Source organism: Amycolatopsis sp. NPDC049253 (assembly GCF_040678995.1).
Lineage (GTDB): Bacteria > Actinomycetota > Actinomycetes > Mycobacteriales > Pseudonocardiaceae > Amycolatopsis.
Map to the genome: position 1 here is coordinate 337,682 of NZ_JBFAQX010000003.1, position 18,657 is coordinate 356,338.

General features: G+C 72.6%; 22 protein-coding genes. 7 read left to right on the forward strand and 15 right to left on the reverse strand.

The features are described 5' to 3' along the window. Nucleotides 1–6: 6 nt before the first annotated feature. The 11 genes from AB0K15_RS09140 to AB0K15_RS09190 all read right to left on the reverse strand — a co-directional run bounded on the left by AB0K15_RS09140 (nt 7) and on the right by AB0K15_RS09190 (nt 7,870). On the reverse strand, nt 7–1,572 hold the full coding sequence (locus AB0K15_RS09140) for an alpha/beta hydrolase (protein ID WP_364047478.1): 1,566 nt from the start codon (nt 1,570–1,572) through the stop codon (nt 7–9). Nucleotides 1,573–1,640: 68 nt separating this feature from the next. Continuing rightward, nucleotides 1,641–2,720, reverse strand: a complete 1,080-nt coding sequence (locus AB0K15_RS09145) for an ATP-dependent DNA ligase (RefSeq protein ID WP_364047480.1) — start codon at nt 2,718–2,720, stop codon at nt 1,641–1,643. Nucleotides 2,721–2,746: 26 nt separating this feature from the next. Further along, nucleotides 2,747–3,358, reverse strand: coding sequence for an alkaline shock response membrane anchor protein AmaP (locus AB0K15_RS09150; RefSeq protein ID WP_364047482.1), 612 nt, complete (start codon nt 3,356–3,358; stop codon nt 2,747–2,749). Further along, the gene (locus AB0K15_RS09155; protein ID WP_364047484.1) at nt 3,355–3,891 is read right to left on the reverse strand and encodes a DUF6286 domain-containing protein; all 537 of its coding nucleotides are present in this window, start codon (nt 3,889–3,891) and stop codon (nt 3,355–3,357) included. The genes AB0K15_RS09150 and AB0K15_RS09155 overlap by 4 nt, the downstream gene beginning before the upstream one ends. Continuing rightward, nucleotides 3,891–4,280, reverse strand: coding sequence for an Asp23/Gls24 family envelope stress response protein (locus AB0K15_RS09160; RefSeq protein WP_364047486.1), 390 nt, complete (start codon nt 4,278–4,280; stop codon nt 3,891–3,893). The genes AB0K15_RS09155 and AB0K15_RS09160 overlap by 1 nt, the downstream gene beginning before the upstream one ends. Next, nucleotides 4,277–4,453, reverse strand: a complete 177-nt coding sequence (locus AB0K15_RS09165; RefSeq protein ID WP_364047488.1) for a hypothetical protein — start codon at nt 4,451–4,453, stop codon at nt 4,277–4,279. The genes AB0K15_RS09160 and AB0K15_RS09165 overlap by 4 nt, the downstream gene beginning before the upstream one ends. Nucleotides 4,454–4,494: 41 nt before the next feature. Further along, entirely contained in the window at nt 4,495–4,947 is a 453-nt protein-coding gene (locus tag AB0K15_RS09170; RefSeq protein ID WP_220238398.1) for an Asp23/Gls24 family envelope stress response protein, read from the reverse strand. Between the two features lie 205 nt (nt 4,948–5,152). Beyond that, a complete protein-coding gene (locus AB0K15_RS09175; protein WP_364047490.1) occupies nt 5,153–5,998 on the reverse strand; it encodes an SAM-dependent methyltransferase in 846 nt (281 codons plus the stop codon). Nucleotides 5,999–6,138: 140 nt separating this feature from the next. Continuing rightward, the gene (locus tag AB0K15_RS09180) at nt 6,139–6,579 is read right to left on the reverse strand and encodes a hypothetical protein (protein ID WP_364047492.1); all 441 of its coding nucleotides are present in this window, start codon (nt 6,577–6,579) and stop codon (nt 6,139–6,141) included. Then, nucleotides 6,579–7,121 carry a sigma-70 family RNA polymerase sigma factor gene (locus tag AB0K15_RS09185; RefSeq protein WP_364047494.1) on the reverse strand — a complete coding sequence of 181 codons (543 nt, stop codon included), beginning with the start codon at nt 7,119–7,121 and terminating at the stop codon, nt 6,579–6,581. Before AB0K15_RS09185 ends, AB0K15_RS09180 begins: the two co-directional genes overlap by 1 nt. Beyond that, on the reverse strand, nt 7,121–7,870 hold the full coding sequence (locus AB0K15_RS09190; protein ID WP_364047496.1) for a pyrimidine reductase family protein: 750 nt from the start codon (nt 7,868–7,870) through the stop codon (nt 7,121–7,123). The genes AB0K15_RS09185 and AB0K15_RS09190 overlap by 1 nt, the downstream gene beginning before the upstream one ends. Nucleotides 7,871–7,973: 103 nt before the next feature. On the opposite strand from AB0K15_RS09190, the gene zapE reads away from it, so the two are divergent. Beyond that, nucleotides 7,974–8,993: a cell division protein ZapE gene (gene zapE, locus AB0K15_RS09195; RefSeq protein ID WP_364047498.1), complete on the forward strand. Its 1,020-nt coding sequence runs from the start codon at nt 7,974–7,976 to the stop codon at nt 8,991–8,993. On the opposite strand, the gene AB0K15_RS09200 is transcribed toward zapE, so the two are convergent. Continuing rightward, nucleotides 8,956–9,537, reverse strand: a complete 582-nt coding sequence (locus AB0K15_RS09200; protein ID WP_364047500.1) for a phosphatase PAP2 family protein — start codon at nt 9,535–9,537, stop codon at nt 8,956–8,958. The genes zapE and AB0K15_RS09200 overlap by 38 nt on opposite strands. Nucleotides 9,538–9,638: 101 nt before the next feature. Between AB0K15_RS09200 and AB0K15_RS09205 the strand changes: the two genes are divergently transcribed. Continuing rightward, nucleotides 9,639–10,517, forward strand: a complete 879-nt coding sequence (locus AB0K15_RS09205; protein WP_364047502.1) for an FAD-dependent oxidoreductase — start codon at nt 9,639–9,641, stop codon at nt 10,515–10,517. Here the strand turns inward: AB0K15_RS09205 and AB0K15_RS09210 are convergent. The 3 genes from AB0K15_RS09210 to rocD are packed head-to-tail and all read right to left on the reverse strand — an operon-like array spanning nt 10,514 to nt 13,373. Beyond that, a complete protein-coding gene (locus AB0K15_RS09210) occupies nt 10,514–10,684 on the reverse strand; it encodes a hypothetical protein (RefSeq protein ID WP_364047504.1) in 171 nt (56 codons plus the stop codon). The two genes, AB0K15_RS09205 and AB0K15_RS09210, sit on opposite strands and share 4 nt — an antisense overlap. Before the next feature lie 52 nt (nt 10,685–10,736). Beyond that, nucleotides 10,737–12,092, reverse strand: coding sequence for a DUF2252 domain-containing protein (locus AB0K15_RS09215; protein ID WP_364047506.1), 1,356 nt, complete (start codon nt 12,090–12,092; stop codon nt 10,737–10,739). Between the two features lie 45 nt (nt 12,093–12,137). Then, the gene (rocD, locus tag AB0K15_RS09220; RefSeq protein WP_364047508.1) at nt 12,138–13,373 is read right to left on the reverse strand and encodes an ornithine--oxo-acid transaminase; all 1,236 of its coding nucleotides are present in this window, start codon (nt 13,371–13,373) and stop codon (nt 12,138–12,140) included. 144 nt (nt 13,374–13,517) lie between these two features. Between rocD and AB0K15_RS09225 the strand changes: the two genes are divergently transcribed. From AB0K15_RS09225 to AB0K15_RS09245, 5 genes are read left to right on the forward strand one after another with little or no spacing between them, the layout of a single operon-like run. Continuing rightward, the gene (locus AB0K15_RS09225) at nt 13,518–13,844 is read left to right on the forward strand and encodes a metalloregulator ArsR/SmtB family transcription factor (protein ID WP_364047510.1); all 327 of its coding nucleotides are present in this window, start codon (nt 13,518–13,520) and stop codon (nt 13,842–13,844) included. After that, on the forward strand, nt 13,841–14,308 hold the full coding sequence (locus tag AB0K15_RS09230; protein ID WP_364047512.1) for an SRPBCC family protein: 468 nt from the start codon (nt 13,841–13,843) through the stop codon (nt 14,306–14,308). The genes AB0K15_RS09225 and AB0K15_RS09230 overlap by 4 nt, the downstream gene beginning before the upstream one ends. A 15-nt stretch (nt 14,309–14,323) precedes the next feature. Continuing rightward, on the forward strand, nt 14,324–15,175 hold the full coding sequence (locus AB0K15_RS09235) for a PPK2 family polyphosphate kinase (RefSeq protein ID WP_364047514.1): 852 nt from the start codon (nt 14,324–14,326) through the stop codon (nt 15,173–15,175). A 20-nt stretch (nt 15,176–15,195) separates the two neighbouring features. After that, nucleotides 15,196–17,307 (forward strand): prolyl oligopeptidase family serine peptidase, encoded by a 2,112-nt coding sequence (locus AB0K15_RS09240; RefSeq protein ID WP_364047516.1) that lies wholly within the window; start codon nt 15,196–15,198, stop codon nt 17,305–17,307. Further along, nucleotides 17,304–18,257, forward strand: a complete 954-nt coding sequence (locus AB0K15_RS09245) for an LLM class F420-dependent oxidoreductase (protein WP_364047518.1) — start codon at nt 17,304–17,306, stop codon at nt 18,255–18,257. Before AB0K15_RS09240 ends, AB0K15_RS09245 begins: the two co-directional genes overlap by 4 nt. Nucleotides 18,258–18,657: the final 400 nt, after the last annotated feature.

Here is an 18,657-nt window from a genome sequence, read left to right on the forward strand (position 1 = left end):
CCCCCGTCAAGCCGGGCACAGAGTCCCGTCGGTAGGAACCTTCCCGTCGATCAGAAACGCCTGGACGGCGGCCGTCACACACGGAGACTGCCCGACCGCCCCGTGCCCAGCCCCCTGCCAGGAGATGGTCACCGCACTCGGCATCTGGTCCGCCGCACGCGTGGTCCCGATCTCCGGCGTCACGGGATCGGCGGCCGTCGCGGCGACCAGGATGGGCGGCGCGCCCGGGGCGCCGGCGGCGGGCAGCGGCTCGCGGCGCACGGGCCACGCCCCGCACCACGCGAGCTCCTGCGCGACCGCGGAGCCGAACTGCGGGTACTTCGCCCGCATCCCCTCGTCGACCTTGTTGATCTGGTCGGCTGGCAGCCGGGTGGCCGCGTCGTTGCACCGGGTGGCCATGACCCCGCCGATCCGCGACGTGCGGCCCTGCGCGTCGACGATCACCGGGTCCGCGAACGACTCCAGAGCGGTCACGTCGCCGGACTTGGCCGCGGTCAGCGCATCGGCCAGCGCAGGCCAGCGCGTACGGTCGGCCAGCCCGAGGTACACCGCGTAAGTCGCGATGCCGGGAGTCACCGTGACCCCGTCCGGAGTCGTCTGCGGCACCGCGCGCAAGCGGTCGGTCACCTGCTTCAACGCCGCTTTCGGATCACCCATCGCGCACCCACGAGCAGCGCAATCGGCCCCGAACGCGTCGAGGGTGGCCTGCGCACCGGCGGCAACGGCGTCCAGCACCGCGGCACGGTCCTGACCCGGGTCGGGCAGGCCGTCCAGGACCATGCGCCCGACCTGCGCGGGGTAGCGCACGGCGTACTCCGACAGCACCTTCGAGCCGTCACCCCGTCCGAGCGCGTTGAGGTGCGGCACGCCGAGCTGGGTCCGCAGCTCCTCGAGGTCACCCGCGGTGCGCCAGCTGTCCAGCGCCGTCTGGGCGGTGTCGAGGTCGATGGCGCACTGCTGGCCGGCGCGGCGGGACGCGTCGAGGACGTCGGTGAGATCGCCCTGGGCGGGGTCGGCGCCGAGCAGCGCTTCGCGCGCCTCGGGCGGCACGCACTGCACGCCGCCCGACAGGCCGGTGCCGCGGCGGTCGACGCCGATCAGCGAGAACTTCTGCAGGAACGCGGGCGGCAGCTGCGAGGCCAGGCGCGCGGCGAAGACGGAGCCGGGTTCGCCGCCGATGTCGTTGACGACCACCAGCGGGATCGGGCCGTTGCCGGCCTTGAGCACGAGGATGCGCGCGAGCAGGTGCTGCGTGTCGTCGGGCGCGTCGAGCGGGCTCGTCAGGCGCGCGCACGTGAAGTGCAGTGAATCCGGCGCGGCGGGGGAGCCCATGCGCTGGCGCGTGTCGTCGTCGCAGTCGGTCCAGCGCAGGCTGGACGACTGCGGTTGCACGAGCGGCGGCAGCGGCACGGGCGCGGCGGTCGGCGCCGGCGGCTGCGTGACCTGACCGTCGTTGTCCACCACCGCCGGGCGCACCGACGGGCCCGTGGTGCAGCCCGCGACGGTCAACGCGCCCACCAGCACCGCCACCACGGCACGCAGACGGGGGCGGCTGGTGGAACGGCGGCGCACGGGCTGGTCCTCACGTGGTGTCGGTGGAACTGTCCGACGAGCTTGGCACGCCGGGTGTGACGCGGAAGTTAGCGGGTCCGCACGACCTCGCCGCGGAACACCGCCGACAGGTCGTAGCGCGCCGGTTCGTCCAGCTGCGCGTAGCCGCACGACGCCGGTTCCCGGTCCGGGCGCCACCGCTTGAACTGCGCGGTGTGGCGGAACCGCGCGGGCTCGCCGCCCTCGGTGTGCTCGTAGCCGACCTCGACCACGCGCTCCGGCTTCAGCGGCACCCACGCGTGCTCGGTCGAGCGCCAGCGTGTGATGCCGCCGGGGATCCGCTGGCCCTCGCGCACGGCGTCGCCCACCCACGGGTGCCCCTCGCCGTCGGTGATCAGCGGGGCCAGTTCCTCGGCCAGCTCACGGCGCCGCTTGACCGGGAACGAGCCGACCACACCGACGTGGTGCAGCAGCCCTTCGGCGTCGTACAGCCCGAGCAGGAACGACCCGACGGCCTCACCGGGTTCGCCGTCGACGTGCCAGCGCAGCCCGGCCAGCACGCAGTCGGCCGTGCGGGAGTGCTTGTACTTGACCAGCACGCGCTTGCCCGGCGAGTACGGCTCGTCGAGCGGCTTGCCGATCACGCCGTCGAGCCCCGCGCCCTCGAACAGCTCGAACCAGTGCCGCGCGGTGTCCGGGTCGGTGGTGGCCGGTGTGAGGTGCACGCCGTCGCCCGCGATGCCCTCGAGCCGGGCGCGCCGCGCCGACGTCGGTTCGTCCATGAAGGACTCCGAACCCAGCGCCAGCACGTCGAACGCCACGAACTCCGCGGGCGTCTCCTTCGCCAGCAGCTGCACGCGGGAATCGGCCGGGTGGATCCGCTCGGTCAGCGCGTCGAAGTCGAGCTTGCCGCCGCGGCCCACGACCAGCTCGCCGTCGAGCACGACCTGCTCGGGCAGCGTCGCCAGCAGCCGCTCCACCACCTCGGGGAAGTAGCGGTTCAGCGGCTTCTCGGCGCGCGACTGCAGGGTAAGCTCGTCGCCGTCGCGGAAGACCAGGCAGCGGAACCCGTCCCACTTGGGCTCGAACAGGAGCCCGCCGGAGTCGGGGATCGCCTTCGCCGGCTTGGCGAGCATGGGCTTGATCGGAGCCTGCACGGGGAGGGCCATGCGGGCATTCTGTGCGAAACACGCGGTCAGCGCACGCGTGCCGGGCCCGTCGTGTCGAGTTCGAGGCACACGGCCGTGGGCAGCGAGTCGAGCCCGAGCGCCTCGCGGGCGCGCGCGAGCACGTAGGTGTCGAGGTCGGTCCAGATGCGCCGGACGTCGGTGCCTTCGCTCAGCCACAGCGTCACGCGCAGCGCCGGCTCGGCGGACGTGCCGACCGCGCGCGCCCTCGCCCGGGTGACGCCGGCGATCGCCTCGGCGTCGGCCTGCACCGCGCCGGCGAGCGCGCCGGCGGTCACGGTGAGCTCGGCGCCCGGCGTCTCGTCGAGCGCCAGGTCGGGACGGCGTTCGGGGCGCAGCGAGCGGAAGAACCACCACAGCCCGAGCACGAACAGCAGCACACCGAGCACGACGGCGCCGATCCGCGCGTACAGCTGGTGCCCGGCCAGCCAGCTCACGGCGATCGGGTCGAGCAGCGGCCGCCGCGCGCGGAACTCGCCGAGCCAGCCCTGCCCGACCACGAGCGCGGCCGCGCCCGCGAGGACCGCGACCAGGCCGAGCAGGAACGTCAGCGTGCGCTCGGCGCTGTGTGAACGGGCCAGCGCACGGGTCGACACACGGTTTGCGGTGGAACGGCTCATCGGCGGTCCTTCGGTGAGTCGACGACCACGGACACCTTCGGCCGGCGTTCGAGCGGGACGTCGTCCAGCACCGTCGCGACGGTCTCCAGCAGCCGCGGCCGCAGTTGTTCCTCGTTCTCCAGGCGGCTGGTTGCGCGCACGCGCACCTTGCGGGCGCTCGCCGTCACGCTGGCGCCGGTGACATTGGCCTGCGCGCGCACGGCGAGCCCGACCAGGCGCGCGAGTGCCCGCGGCGACGTGCTCACGCAGATCCCGTCGGCCGGGTCGGTCATCCGCACGGCCCGGCTGCCCGCCGCGAGGGCGAACAGCACGAACAGCAGCCCGGCCACGAGCACGATCACCGCCGTCACCCGCACGGACGTGCTGGTCCACGGCAGCGCGGCGAGGTCTTCGCGCCAGCGTTCCCACGGCACGATCAGCGGCGCGCGGCCCGGCTGCCACCAGCGCCACCCGACCTCGATCGCCAGCAGGGCCCCGCCGGCCGCGACGGCCAGACCGAGCACAGTGGACAGGAACCGCACGAGGAACCGCATCAGCGCACCCGCGGCCGGACATCGGGCAGCAGAGCGGAAACGGTCACCGCGATCGAGCGCACGTGGTACGCCGTGATCCGCTCGACCTCTTCGGTCACCTTCGCGCGCACGTCACCCGTCACGGTCCGGACCGGCGCCGGATACTGCAGAGCGAGCTCCAGCGCCAGGTCCACGTCGTTGTCTTCGCCGCCGACCTTCGCGGTCGCGCCCGAGCGGCCGCGCGTGAGGCCGGCGACGCGGCGCTCGGTCCGCACCGTGCCGGGCACCAGGTCGGCGGCGTGCTGCGCGACCTTGCGCACCACGGCGTGGGCGATGCTCAGGCTGCCACGCTCTTCGGGTTCGGCCAGGTCGCCGCGCGGCAGGTCGACCTGGAGCGGCTGCCCGGTCACTTGTCGCGGCCCCGGCCGAAGAGGTCGCCCAGGTCGAGCTCACCGTCGACCACGCGGCCGATGACCAGCCCCACGACACCCACGGCGAACGTGACCAGGAAGGCGGTGAACCCCTGGGTTGCGGAGAGGCCGAGACTCAGCCCGGCGAGGATCCCGGTCTGCGTTGCGTTCAACGTTTCCTCCTGGTGCTGGGTAATCGGAGAGTCGTGCGGTGCTACTCGACGCGGGAGGACTCGGGTTCGTCGTCCTCGTCGGGCAGGTGGACGTCGTTGACCGCGATGTTCACCTCGATCACCTCGAGTGCGGTGATCTGCTCCACGGCCTCGATCACGTTGCGCCGCACGGCTCGCGACACCTCGACGATCCGCGCGCCGTACTCCACGACCAGGTCGAGGTCGATCGCCGTCTGCTTCTCGCCCACCTCGACGGCGACGCCCGCGGTGGACGTCGTGCCGGAACCGGGGATCCGTTCCTTCAGCGCGCCGAACGCGCGGGACACCCCGCCGCCCAGCGCGTGGACACCGGCGATCTCGCGTGCCGCGAGCCCGGCGACCTTCTGCACCACCAGCGACGAGATCGTGGTCCGGCCCGCGGACCCCTCCTCGTTGAGCGGCGTGGTGATCGCGGTTCCCGGAACATCGGTCCGGCGGGGGCTCGGCTGCACCATGGAGTTCGCTCCTCGCTGTCGGTGGGGGACGGCGCCGCTGGTGTCGGCGCCGGAAGCTTGCCCACTCCTACGATGTCCGAACCGGGGAAAAGCTCACGGCGGGTCACTCGAATGGGTGAGTTCGCCCCGGTGAGCGGTCGGTTCGGTGCGAGGGAACGACCGTGGCCGTGAGGGGACGCGGCCGTGTAACGGAGGTTCCGGAGATTCAGAGCTTGCGCGCCACGCCGCCGGCGATGATCTGCTGGGCGATCGTCGGCTTCGTGTACCGCGGGCCGTCGGGCCACCAGCCCGCCACGGGCACGACGTCGGCGTCTCCGGCGGTGCTGGAGGGGATGATCTCCAGCTCGTGGAACAGCTCGCGGATCTCCGTCTTGGTGCGCGCGGTGATGTCCCGCATGGACCCGCGGCGGATGACCTCGAGGGTCGCCTGCAGCGTCGAGTCGTACTCGGAGCCGTCGTCCGGGTCGAGCACGTGGCTGATCACCACGAACGAGCCCGGCGGCAGGCGGTCGATGAACTGCTTGGTCACCTCGGCCGGCCGGCCCCGGTCGCCCTTGTAGTGGTGCAGTGCGGCCACGAACAGCAGCGCGATCGGCTGCGACCAGTCGAGCGCGCCGAGCACCTCGGGGTTGTCGAGGATGCTTTCGGGCTCGAAGATGTCGGCCTGCACGAACTTCGTGTTGTTGTTCTCCTCCAGCAGCACGCGCCCGTGGGCGGCCACGACCGGGTCGTAGTCGACGTAGACGACCTTCGCCTCGGGGTGGATGCGCTGCACCACCTGGTGCACGTTCTCCGCGGTCGGCAGGCCCGAGCCGCAGTCGAGGAACTGACGCACCTCGGTGTTGTTCGCGAGGAAGCGGCACACCCGGGTCAGGAAGTTGCGGTTCTCCCAGGCGACGTCGGACACCTCCGGCATCGCGGCGATGATCCGCTCGGCCTCGTGGCGGTCGACCTCGAAGTTGTCCTTGCCGCCCAGCAGGTAGTCGTACACACGCGCGACGAACGCCCGGGTCGGGTCCACTCCCACGGGGGTGTTTTCCGATTCGAGCACCACGCGATCCTCCCGATGGCGAGACAGGCGACACAGCCGAGACACTGTGACCGACGCGGCACCGAGGGTAGCCCCAGCAGGTCCAGGGCCGAAAGCCGACCGCGCGGGGTTGCTCCGCTCGGCCGTTCACCGCTGGTTCTTCAGCCGGGACGCACGTCGACGACGTGGACGTTGACCCGCGGCGGCCGCGCCCGCAACAGCCGGGTCAGCTCCGCGGTCAGGCAGTGCCGCAGCACGCGCGCGGCCTCGTCGGCGATCACCCCGAAGCGGATCGTGGCCAGGACCTGTAGCTCGCCGTCGGCCAGGGCGACGGCGGAAACCGTGACGCCGTCGACGTCTTCGGCCTGATCGGTGGCCACGGTGCGGGCCAGGTGGACCAAGGCGGCTTCCGACACGGTCAGCACGCCGCCGTCGCACGGCAGCCGCAGCGGCGGGCCCTGGCGGGCGACGGCCAGCGAGCGGAGCACGCGGTCGACCAGACCGGGCGGCGTCGGGACGTGGCGGCGGGCGGCGGCACGCACGAGGTCCCAGCGAGGATCCCGTTCGGGGTCCTCCGGGCCGCCGGCGCCCTCGTCCGTCATCACCGCTCCCTCAGCTGGCCGAGCAGCGCCACCCTGGCGCGGTGCAGGCGCGAGCGCAAGGCCGGGACCCCGACTTCGAGCACTTCGGCCACTTCTTCGTAGCTGAGTCCCTCGAGTTCGCGCAGCACGAGTGGCACGCGCTGCGCGACGTCGAGCCGGGCGATCGCCCGCAGCACGGCGTCCACCTGCTCGGCGTGCACGACCTGGCGTTCGGGCGTGCCGTCGGCGACGAGGTCCGGCGCCTCGGCGATCGACACGCTTTCGATCGACACGGTGGGGCGGTGGTGGCGCAGCAGGCCGAGGGCGCCGTTGGTGACCACGCGGTAGAGCCACGTGGACACCGCCGACTCCCGGCGGAACGTCGCGAGCGAGCGCCAGGCGGCCAGCCACGCCTCCTGCACCACGTCCTCGGCCTCGGCCGGGCTGCCGGTGATGCGCAGCGCGACGCGGTACATCATCGGCGTGTGCCGGCGCACCAGCGTGTCGAACGCGGCGTGGTCACCCGCCGCCGCGGCCGCGACGAGCGCCTCGCTGTCGGCCATCAGCCGCTGCCCCGCCGGTAGCGCAGCAGCGTGAAGCCGTCGTCCACGAGGATCGACGCGAGATCCATCCGGCGCGGTGGCCGCGCGGCCGGTCCCGCCGCGATCCGGCTCGCGTCGCCGCCGACGAGCAGCGGGGCGACGGTGAGGTTGAGCTGGTCGACGAGGTCGGCCGCGATCATCGCCGCGAACAGCCCGGGCCCGCCTTCGCAGTCCACCCGACGCAACCCGCGTTCGGCCAGCATCGCCAGCGTTCGCGGCAGATCCACGTCGTCGTCACCGGCCACGAGCACGTGGGCACCGGCCTCCCGCACCGCCGCGGTGTCGGCGCCCGAAGTCGTGACGACCAGCGGCGGCACGCGCGTGTCGGTGAACAGCGGGCCCGCCGGGTCGAGCGAACCCGTGCGCGTGACGACGGCGATGGGCGGCACCGGCGCCAGGCCCAGCCGCGCGCGCCGGGCCGAGCGCACCGCGTTGGTCCGGGCGCCGCGGTAGTTCTCGGCGCGCGCGGTGCCGCCGCCGACGAGGATCACGTCGGTGAGGTCGCGCGCGAGCAGGAACACACGGCGGTCGGCCGGGTGCGAAAGGCCCTTCGACAGCTCGTCCACGGCCACCGCGCCGTCGGCCGACGCCACGAAGTTGACCTGCACGAACGGGCCGGTCAGCCCTTCGGGGTAGCCGTAGACGCGCTCCAGATCTTCGTCGGACAAGGGCCCGGCCCCGGCCGGTGATGGTGGCCACACGCTCCGCACGCCCGCTATCCCAGCACGGGCACCGACCCGGCCCCGACCGGGGGATACGCGGGTGCCGACACCCGGACCGACCCGGTGCGGGGCCTGGCTAGGCTCTGCAGCCATGCCCGCAGCTGCCCTGACGGACCGGTTTCCCGAGCTCGGGGCCGACGAGCTGATCTCCTCGCTGGTGCCGCCGCCGCGGTTCGGCGAGGCGCGGTTCTCCACCTACCTCCCGAACCCCGACGAGCCCAGCCAGGCCGCCGCCGTGAAGTCGTGCTCGGCGTTCGCCGGGCGCATCGGGGACCGGCCGGCGAAGAAGTCGCGGCTGCGTTCGCTCTTCGGCGGCGAGGCGGCCCCGGCCGGGCCGATGGGCCTCTACCTCGACGGCGGGTTCGGCGTGGGCAAGACCCACCTGCTCGCATCGACGTGGCACGACGCGCCTTCGCCCAAGGCGTACGGCACCTTCGTGGAGCTCACGCACCTCGTCGGCGCGCTCGGGTTCGCCGAGGCCGTGCGGCGGCTGTCGGAGCACCGGCTGCTGGCGATCGACGAGTTCGAGCTCGACGATCCCGGCGACACGACGCTGGTGAGCCGGCTGCTGCAGGAGCTCACCGACGCGGGCGTGTACATCGCCGCGACGTCCAACACGCTGCCCGACAAGCTCGGAGAGGGCCGCTTCGCCGCCGAGGATTTCCTGCGCGAGATCCAGGCGCTCTCCCGCCGCTTCGAAGTGGTGCGCGTGGACGGGCCGGACTACCGCCACCGCGGACTGCCGGACGCCCCGCCGCCGGTGAGCGACGAGGGGCTCGAAGCGTCGGCCGCCGCGCACGAGGGGTCCACTGTGGACGAGTTCGACGCGCTCGTGGCGCACCTGGCCAAGCTGCACCCGTCGCGCTACGGCAAGCTGCTCGACGGCGTGCGGCGCGTGCACCTCAAGCACGTGACGCCGGCGCCGGACCAGAACGTGGGGCTGCGGCTCGTGGCGTTCGCCGACCGGCTCTACGACCGCGCGATCCCCGTCGTGGTGTCGGGCGTGCCGCTGCCGGAGCTGTTCACCGAGGAGATGGTGAACGGCGGCTACCGCAAGAAGTACCTGCGGGCGGTCAGCCGGCTGACGGCGCTGGCACGCGACGCGGTGTGACGGCTCGCAGGCCGGTCACCACGGCGGTCGCGAAGAACGTGCCGCCGACGATGTCCGTGAGGTAGTGGTAGCCGAGGCCGATCATGCCGATCGCCGCGCAGCACAGGAGAACCACGCCGAGCACGACGGTGACGACCTTCGGGCGCGCCAGCAGGACCAGCACCACCAGGACCGTCACCAGGCTCACCGTGTGGCCGCTGGGGTAGACGAGGATGTCGTTCTTCCAGCGGTCGAACAGCGGCTTGAGCACCCAGGTGTTCAGCGCGACAGCCAGCGCCGGGCCCGCGACGGCCAGCAGCGCGTCCGTGCGGCGGCGCAGGTACAGGCACGTGCCGGCGATGACCACGATAGCCGGGATCAGCACGTACGGCTCGGTCGGCAGCACGAGCACGTCGAGCGTGCCGCGGCCGATTCCCGCGATCGCGCCGGCGGCCCACGCGTCGAGCGCGCCGGGGGCGTGCCCGCCCGCGAAACCGAGTCCCAGTGCGGCGGTCGCCAGTGCGCAGAGCACGGCGACGAGCGCAAGAAGGCGGCTCGCGTTCACAGTTTTTCCCCTCCCGGGGCGAGCCTACGCGGATGGCGGGTGGCGCCGGAGGCCCGCCGTCGGCGACGATCACGGGCGGGAGCACGAGCGGAGGGAGCGGCATGCGGATCACCGTGGCCGGCGGCGGGGTCGTCGGGCTGAGCTGCGCGTACCGGCTGGCCGAGGCGGGCCACAGCGTGACGGTCGTGACGGCGGGCAAACCGGCGGAGACGACGTCGGCCGTGGCGGGCGGGCTGATCTACCCACCGGTGGCGCGGCCGGACGAGCGCGTGGTGGGCTGGACCGGGACCACCGTCGGCGTGTACCGCTCGCTGCTCGCCGCACCCGGGATCCGGTTCCTGCCGGGCTGGATCCGCGTCCCCGAAGAGGTGCCCGATCCCCGCTGGCTCACCGCGATGACCGACGTGTCGCGCGAGGGCTCGGTGCTCGCGTTCACCACGGCGCTCGTGGACACGCCGGTGTACCTCACGTGGCTGGCCGAGCAGGTCGCCGCGCTGGGTGTGCGGACCGAGTACCGCACTCTCACCTCGCTGGCCGACCTCGACGCCGACGTGGTCGTGAACGCCACCGGCCTGGCCGGCGGCACGCTCGCGGGCGATGACACGCTCGTTCCCGTGCGCGGCCAGGTCGTGCACCTCGCCGATCCGGGGCTCACGTCGTGGTCGGTCGAGGAGGCCGACGGCGACCTGACATACGTGATCCCGCACGGCCGCCACGTCGTGTGCGGCGGCACCGAGGAGATCGGCCGCAACGACCTCGAGCCGGACTCCGCGGTGGCGGCGGCGATCGTGCGCCGGTGCCGCGAGCTGGAGCCACGGCTGGCCGACGCCGCAGTGCTGGGCACTCGCGTGGGGCTGCGGCCCGGACGGCCGAGCGTGCGGCTGGAACGCGTCGGTGACGTCGTCCACTGCTACGGCCACGGCGGCGCGGGGATCACGCTGGCGTGGGGCTGCGCGGAGGACGTGGCTTCGCTCGTCTAGGGCTGCACGAGCCGGGTGCTGCCAGGGGCTTTCGGGCAGGCGCTTCCGCTCGCCCGGCTCTGGAGGACGTCCGCGGCGCGGGTGCCTTGCGCGGCGAGGGCGAAGAAGCGGTCGTCTCCCTGGGTGGGGTTGCCGTCGGCGACGACGATGCCGGTAGCCGCGCCCACGCACTCGGCTTCACCTGGTGGTGCTCGCACGACGTGAACCCCGCACTCGTGCTCAGCCGGTGAACTCCGCGTGGTCGGCCTCCGTCTGATCGGCGTAACGCAGGGCGTACGCGCCGATCGCCTCGTCGAGGTCCTCGTCGTCGGCGAAGTAGCCGGCGAGCAGCTGGGGGTGCAGCGAACGCGTGTGGGCGCGGGCGAGGAGGGCGCCGGCGAGGCGGCCGTAGTCGTCGAGGTGGTCCTTGCGCAGGGCGGCCGGGTCGATGGCGCCCTTGAGGTTGCGGAACTGGCGGACCACGAAGGGGAAGCCGTCGATCGTCGTCCAGCCGAGCAGGATGTCGGTCTCGGCCTGGACGAGGCGGGCGCCGTTGACGATGCGGCGGCCTTCGTGGTCGGCGGGGGAGCCGCCGAGGTAGGGCGCCAGCGCCGAGGGCTGTGCCTGCTTCACCTGCAGCACCAGGTCTTCGTCCTCGTTGCCGTGCAGCAGCACGACGTAGCTGCGCAGCCCGACGCTGCCCGTGCCGACCACGCGGAACGCGACGTCGGCCACGCGGTAGCGCGACACGAGCGTGCGCCGGGACTCGCGCAGGGTGTCCACATAGGACGCCAGCCCGGCCACGACCGCGGCGGCCGTGGCGTCGGCCACGTGCGTGAGCACCGGCGGGTCCTCGACGAACCGGTGGCGTGCCAGGCCGGTCTCGTGGTCGTCGACGTGGCGGGTCCACTTGGCCGCCACCTTGGCGCTGGTGTTGCGGCGCGCCTTCTCCTCCGCTTCGGCGAAGTCGTCGATCAGCTCGTCGGCGCGCGCCCGCGACACGGCCGACGCGTCGGGCAGCGCGTTCCACGACTGCAGGAACGGCAGCTGCGCCAGCTCGCGGATCGTGCGGCGGTAGGACTTCGCCGCGTCCTCCGCGGCGTCGCGGCACGCCGCCTCGCCGATGCCTCCCTCGCGCCCGGCGAGCACCAGACTCGCCGACAGCCGCTTGAGGTCCCATTCCCACGGCCCGGGCGCGGTTTCGTCGAAGTCGTTGACGTCCATGACGATCCGGCCCTCGGGCGTGCCGTACAGCCCGAAGTTGGCCGCGTGCGCGTCACCGCACAGCTGCGCGGTGAGCCCCGACGACGGCGACCCCGCGAGGTCGGCCGCCATCAACCCGGCCGCCCCGCGGAAGAACGTGAACGGCGACGCCGCCATCCGCTCCCGCCGCAGCTCCACCAGCTCGGGCAGCCGCCGCGCGTTGCTCGCCTCGAAGTACTCCCGCACCCCCGGGCGGTCCGCGCCCGCCGCCGCGTGGTCGTGCGCCTCGACCGGCGCACGCTCCCGCAGCCGCTTGCCCCGGGCGTACAGCTTCGCCGGGTCGACGTCGTGCGCGCCGACCAGCGGCCGTTCCACCCAGTCCCCGCGTCCCATACCGGACTCAACGAGCGAACCGGGCGAAACGCTCCCGGGAGCGCCCTAGCCGCGCACCACCTGGGCGATCGCGTCGATCCCGCGATCCAGCTCCTCGCGGCTGATCACCAGCGGGGGAGCGATGCGCAGCGTGTGGTCGTGCGTCTCCTTGCACAGCACGCCCAGCCCGGCGAGCGCCTCGGACGCGGCGCGCCCGGTCGGCCCGCCCGCGGCGATGTCCACACCCGCCCACAGACCGCGGCCGCGGACTTCCGACAGGCCGTGGCCGACCAGCGCCGACAGCCGTTCGTGCAGGTGCGCACCCAGCTCGGTGGACCGCTGCTGGTACTCGCCGGTCCGCAGGAGCCGCACCACCGCGCGGCCGACGGCGCACGCCACCGGGTTCCCGCCGAACGTCGAGCCGTGTTCGCCCGGCTTCAGCACGCCCAGCACGTCGCGGCTGCCGACCACGGCGGACACGGGCAGGATGCCGCCGCCGAGGGCCTTGCCGAGGGTGTAGACGTCGGCACGCACGCCTTCGTGGTCCAGGGCCAGCACCGTGCCCGTGCGGGCGAGGCCGGACTGGATCTCGTCGGCGATGAGCAGCACGCCGTTCTCGTCGCAGGCGCGGCGCACCTCGGCGAAGTAGCCGGCCGGCGGCACGATCACGCCGGCCTCGCCCTGCACCGGTTCGAGCAGGACTGCCGCCGTGCGCGGGGTGATGGCGGCGCGCAGGGCGGCCGCGTCGCCGTAGGGGACCGTGACGAAGCCCGGCGTGAACGGGCCGAAGCCGGCGCGCGCGGTGTCGTCGGTGGAGAACGAGACGATCGTGGTGGTGCGGCCGTGGAAGTTGGCGCCGGCGACGACGATCTCGGCCGTGCCGTCGGGCACGCCCTTGATCTGGTGGGCCCACTTGCGCGCCACCTTCACGGCCGACTCCACGGCCTCGGCGCCGGAGTTCATCGGCAGCACCATCTCGGTGCCGGTCAGCTCGGCGAGCTCACGGCAGAACAGCCCGAGCTGGTCGTGGTGGAACGCGCGCGAGGTCAGCGTGACCCGGCCCAGCTGCTCCACGGCCGCGCCGATCAGCGCGGGGTGGCGGTGGCCGAAGTTCAGGGCGGAGTAACCGGACAGGAAGTCGAGGTAGGACCTGCCCTCGACGTCGGTCACCGTCGCGCCCTCGGCTTCGGCGATCACGACGGGCAGCGGGTGGTAGTTGTGCGTGCTCCACCGCTCGTCGAGCTCGATGAAGCCGTCGGCGGAGGCAGGGATGGCGGTCTCCCGACCGGCGAGCGTCGTCATGCGTTCAGGCTAGATCCAACGGGCGGGGACTTCAGCCGGGAAACGTTGCTTTCACCCGTCGTTCGTTGCGCAGTCGAAGGGTTTGACCGGCGAATCGATGCGCTGCGTTGACTTCGGTCATCGGTAAGTTGTAACTTACCGTTCGTGGCGACTTACGGAAGCGACCCGCTCTCCGCCCTCGCCGACCCGTCGCGGCGCGCGATCTTCGAAGCGCTCCGCGAAGGGCCGCGCGCGGTGGGCGAGCTGGCCGCGACGTTGCCGATCAGCCGTCCGGCGGTCTCGCAGCACCTGAAGGTGCTCAAGGAGGCGGGCCTGGTCGTCGACCAGGCTGCCGGGACGAAACGGCTGTACCGGCTGCGCCCCGACGGGATCGCCGCGCTGCGCGCCTACCTCGACGAGATGTGGTCGGACGCGCTGAGTTCGTTCGCCAGGAAAGCCGAGGAAACCGTCCCAGGAAGCGAAGAGCCATGACACTCGAACCGATCCGCAAGACGATCACCGTCGCCTGCTCGCGCGAGCACGCGTTCAAGGTCTACACCGAGGGTTTCGACAGCTGGTGGCCGCGCGAGCACCACCTCGGCGAGGGCGAGCTCGCCGAAGTGGTCCTCGAATCGAAAGAAGGCGGGCGCTGGTACGAGCGGCTCACCGACGGGTCCGAGTGCGTGTGGGGTCACGTGCTCGTCTGGGAGCCACCCGGCCGAGTGGTTCTGTCGTGGCACATCGACGGCGACTGGAAGATCGATCCGGACCCGGCACGCGCGAGCGAGATCGAGGTCGTTTTCACCGAGGAGGGGCCCGGGACCACGCGAGTCGCCATCGAACACCGCGCGTTCGAGCGGCACGGCGCCACCGCCGCGAAGGTTCACGACGGCGTGGACACCGACGACGGCTGGACCGGGCTGCTCAAACTCTTCGCCGCGAAGGCCGCTTCCTGACGTTATCGTCGCCGGATGGCGAAGAAGGACAACGGGACCCGGGTCCGCGACGCGCTCCGTGCCACGGCGGAGCTGCCGGATCCGGGGTCCTCACCCGTCGGGCCGGGCAAGAAGGACAAGGGCGAGAAGAAGCTCGCCACCGCCGGCGAACGGCTCGACGCCCTGCAGGAGGCGCTGTACGCCGAGGGCACGAGCGGCGGCGGTCGTAGCGTGTTGCTCGTGCTGCAGGGCATGGACACCTCCGGCAAGGGCGGCACCGTGCGGCACGTGCTGGGTCTGGTGAACCCGATGGGCGTGCGCTACAAGGGCTTCAAGGTGCCCACGCCCGCCGAGCGCCGCCACGACTTCCTGTGGCGAGTTCGCAAGGAGCTCCCGGCGTCGGGCCAGATCGGGGTGTTCGACCGGTCGCACTACGAGGACGTGCTCGTGCCCCGCGTGTCCGGCCTGCTGACCACGGCCGAGCGGCGCAACCGGATCTCGCAGATCAACGCGTTCGAGAACGAGGTGGTGGCGGGCGGCACCACGATCGTCAAGGTGTTCCTGCACATCTCGCCCGAGGAACAGCTGCGCCGGCTCGTCGCGCGGCTGGAACGGCCCGAGAAGACCTGGAAGTTCGCGCCGTCCGACGTCGAGGCCCGCGGCCAGTGGGACGCCTACGCGCAGGCGTACGCCGACATGCTCGCGCGCACGTCCACCGAGCACGCGCCGTGGTACGTCGTGCCGGCCGATCGCAAGTGGTACCGCAACTGGGCCGTCGCGGAGCTGCTGATCGAGACGATGACGGAGATGTCGCCGCGGTTCCCGGAGCCACACTTCGACGTCGCCGAGCAGCTGGCGATGCTGAAGGGTGATGGCGTGCCGGCCTGATCGTCTGGAAGAGTGCGGGCGTGACCGACTCTGCTCTCGACGACGTTCCGTTCCTCCGCCGCCAGGCCCGCACGCAGCGCTTCACCCTCGGCGCCCCCAAGCAGTTCCGCGTGGCCCCGGACGGCTCGCGCGTGCTGTTCCTGCGCAGTGAGACGGGCACGGACCCGCGCCACAGCCTGTGGTCGCTCGACCTCGCGACCGGTGCGGAGGCCAAGCTCGTCGACGCCGCGGAGCTGCTGCCCGGCGAGGAGGACCTGCCGCCGGAGGAGCGGGCCCGGCGCGAACGCGCGCGGGAGACCGGCGGCGGTGTGGTGGCCTACGGGGTGGACGACGCGTTCACCGTCGTCACCTTCACGCTGTCCGGCAAGCTCTACACGCTCGACTTGGCCACCGGCGCGACCGCGGTGCTCGTCGAGGGGTCGGTCGTCGACCCGCGGCCCAACCCGACCGGCACGCACGTCGCCTACGTCCGCGACCGCCGCCTGCGCGTGATCGAGCTGGCCACGGGCACCGACCGCGCGCTCGTCGAGGAAGACGGTGACGACGTCGCCTGGGGCCTCGCGGAGTTCATCGCCGCGGAGGAGATGGACCGCACGCGCGGCTACTGGTGGGCGCCGGACGGGCGGAGCCTCATCGTCGAGCGCTCCGACCGCGGCCCCGTGCCGCGCTGGACCATCGGTGACCCCGCGAACCCGGACCACCCGGCCAACGTCGTGGCCTACCCGTCGGCGGGCTCGCCCAACGCGCTCGTGTCGCTCGCCGTGCTCGGCCTGGACGGCAGCCGCGTCGACGTCGAGCGCGGCGACTGGGAGTACCTGGTCACGGTGCACTGGTCGGCCGGCGGCGCGCCGCTGCTCGCGGTGCAGCCGCGCGACCAGAAGCGCCTCACCGTGCTGGCCCTCGACCCGGCCGCCGGCTCCGTGACCGAACTGCACACCGAGACCGACGAGCACTGGGTCGACATCGTGCAGGGCGTGCCCGCGTGGACCTCCGACGGCCGGCTCGTCACCACCAGCGCGGCCGACGGCGACCACCGGCTCGTGGTGGCGGGGGAGCCCGTCACCCCGCCGGGGACGCAGCTGCGCGCGGTGCTGCACGCGGGCGAGCAGGTGCTGTTCACCGCGTCCGAGGCCGACTCCACGCAGATCCACGTCTACCGCACCGGCCCCGGCGGCGTGCAGCGGCTGTCCACTCAGGACGGTGTGCACGTCGGCTCCGGCAGCGCGGAGCTGACCGTGCTCACCGAATGGAGCCTCGCCCACAGCGGCCCGGTGGTCACGGTCCTGCGCGACGGCACCGAGGTCGGCCGGATCGCCTCGTCCACTGTGGACCCCGAGATCGAACCGAACCTCAGCTGGCTCACGCTCGGGGAGCGGGGTCTGCGCGCCGCCCTCGTGCTGCCGCGCGGCTACGAACCCAGTGAGGGCAAGCTGCCCGTGCTGCTCGACCCGTACGGTGGCCCGCACGCCCAGCGCGTACTCCAGAGCCGCAACGCTTTCCTCACGCCGCAGTGGCTGGCCGACCAGGGCTTCGCCGTGCTCGTCACCGACGGCCGCGGTTCGCCCGGCCGCGGCCCGGCCTGGGAACGGGAGATCGCGGGCAAGCTCGCCGACGTCACGCTCGCCGACCAGGTCGACGCCCTGCACGCCGCCGCGGCCGACCACCCCGAGCTGGACCTCGAACGCGTCGCCATCCGCGGCTGGTCCTACGGCGGCTACCTCTCGGCCCTGGCCGTGCTGCGCCGCCCGGACGTCTTCCACGCCGCCGTCGCCGGCGCGCCCGTCACCGACTGGGCGCTCTACGACACGCACTACACCGAGCGGTACCTGGGCAAACCGCAGGACGCCCCCGAGGTCTACGAGCACAATTCCCTGATCGCCGACGCCGGCGAACTGTCCCGCGCGCTGCTGATCGTCCACGGCCTCGCCGACGACAACGTCTTCCCGGCGCACTCGCTCCGGCTGTCCGGCGCGCTGCTGGCGAAGGGCCGCCCCCACGTCTTCCTCCCGCTGGCCGGGGCGACCCACATGACCCCGCAGGCCGAGGAGGTCGCGGAAAACCTGATGCGCACGCAGGTCGACTGGATCCTGCGTGAGCTCGCCGCCGTCACCGTCGACAAGGAGAACGCATGAACCGGTGGGGCCTGACCATCCCGCTCACGGGTGTGCCGCTGCTCGAGCACCGGGCCCTCGTGGAACAGCTGCCCGACCTGGGCTACACCGACGTGTGGACGGCCGAAACCGCCGGAACCGACGCCTTCACGCCCCTGGCGCTGGCGTCGCAGTGGGCCCCGCAGCTCCGTCTCGGCACCGCCATCGTGCCCGTCTACACGCGCGGCCCCGGCCTGCTGGCCATGAGCGCGTCGACCCTCGCGGAACTCGCCCCGGGCCGCTTCGTCCTCGGCATCGGCGCCTCGTCCCCGGTCATCGTCGAAGGCTGGAACGGAGCGGCGTTCGAAGAGCCTTTCGCCCGCACCCGCGACACCCTGCACTTCCTGCGCAGCGCACTGGCGGGTGAGAAGGTGTCCGAGAAGTACGACACCTTCTCCGTGAGCAAGTTCCGCCTCGAACGCGCCCCGGACCCCGCCCCGTCGATCATGCTCGCGGCCCTGCGCCCCGGCATGCTCCGCCTCGCCGCCCAGGAATCCGACGGCGCCATCACCAACTGGCTCGCCGCCACCGACGTCCCCAAGATTCGCGACGTCATCGGCCCGGACGTCGAACTCGCCGCCCGCATCTTCGTCTGCCCCACGGAGGACAAGGACGCCGCACGGGCCCTGGGCCGCATGATGATCTCCAGCTACCTCACCGTCCCCGTCTACGCCAAATTCCACGACTGGCTGGGCCGCGGCGACGCCCTCGCCCCCATGCACGCAGCCTGGGCCGCCGGCGACCGCAAAAAGGCCAACGAGGTCATCCCCGACTCCGTCGTCGACTCCCTGGTCATCCACGGCAGCGTCGAATCCTGCCGTGACCAGGTCCAGTCCTATGTGGACAACGGCCTCACCACCCCCGTCATCGCCCTCCTCCCCACCGGCACCGACCCCTTCGACCTAGCCAAGGGCCTCGCCCCCCAACGCTGACCCCCAACGCGCCACCCCACCGCCCCCATGCGGCATTCGCTGCCCCCAACGCACCGAATGCCACATTGGGGCGCTTTTCTGCCGCGCCCCACCTAACCCCCACCCGCCAACACAACCCGCCACCCCACCCAAAGCCCGGCGGCTCTTGCCCTCACCAAACCCCCGCCCGGCAACGCCTCTCACCGCCTCACCAACGTCCCCGTGCCCTTGCCCCACCCGCCTGCTACCCGGCAACGCAACAAACGCTCTCCCCACCCCTTCCCGCATCCTTCCCCCGCCCGGCCCCCCCGATTCTTTTCCCCGACACGGCAGAGATCGGCTTGTCAAGGCACGCTTTCCTGCTTGACAAGCCGATCTCCACCGTCGTGACGATCAAAAAATCGGGGTGCCCATCCTCGCC

Excerpts from the sequence above, each read along its gene's own strand:
- AB0K15_RS09145 (WP_364047480.1), bottom strand. The coding sequence starts at position 2,720 with ATGGCCCTCCCCGTGCAGGCTCCGATCAAGCCCATGCTCGCCAAGCCG.
- AB0K15_RS09150 (WP_364047482.1), bottom strand. The coding sequence starts at position 3,358 with ATGAGCCGTTCCACCGCAAACCGTGTGTCGACCCGTGCGCTGGCCCGT.
- AB0K15_RS09155 (WP_364047484.1), bottom strand. The coding sequence starts at position 3,891 with ATGCGGTTCCTCGTGCGGTTCCTGTCCACTGTGCTCGGTCTGGCCGTC.
- AB0K15_RS09170 (WP_220238398.1), bottom strand. The coding sequence starts at position 4,947 with ATGGTGCAGCCGAGCCCCCGCCGGACCGATGTTCCGGGAACCGCGATC.
- AB0K15_RS09180 (WP_364047492.1), bottom strand. The coding sequence starts at position 6,579 with ATGACGGACGAGGGCGCCGGCGGCCCGGAGGACCCCGAACGGGATCCT.
- AB0K15_RS09185 (WP_364047494.1), bottom strand. The coding sequence starts at position 7,121 with ATGGCCGACAGCGAGGCGCTCGTCGCGGCCGCGGCGGCGGGTGACCAC.
- zapE (WP_364047498.1), top strand. The coding sequence starts at position 7,974 with ATGCCCGCAGCTGCCCTGACGGACCGGTTTCCCGAGCTCGGGGCCGAC.
- AB0K15_RS09205 (WP_364047502.1), top strand. The coding sequence starts at position 9,639 with ATGCGGATCACCGTGGCCGGCGGCGGGGTCGTCGGGCTGAGCTGCGCG.
- AB0K15_RS09215 (WP_364047506.1), bottom strand. The coding sequence starts at position 12,092 with ATGGGACGCGGGGACTGGGTGGAACGGCCGCTGGTCGGCGCGCACGAC.
- rocD (WP_364047508.1), bottom strand. The coding sequence starts at position 13,373 with ATGACGACGCTCGCCGGTCGGGAGACCGCCATCCCTGCCTCCGCCGAC.
- AB0K15_RS09230 (WP_364047512.1), top strand. The coding sequence starts at position 13,841 with ATGACACTCGAACCGATCCGCAAGACGATCACCGTCGCCTGCTCGCGC.
- AB0K15_RS09235 (WP_364047514.1), top strand. The coding sequence starts at position 14,324 with ATGGCGAAGAAGGACAACGGGACCCGGGTCCGCGACGCGCTCCGTGCC.
- AB0K15_RS09245 (WP_364047518.1), top strand. The coding sequence starts at position 17,304 with ATGAACCGGTGGGGCCTGACCATCCCGCTCACGGGTGTGCCGCTGCTC.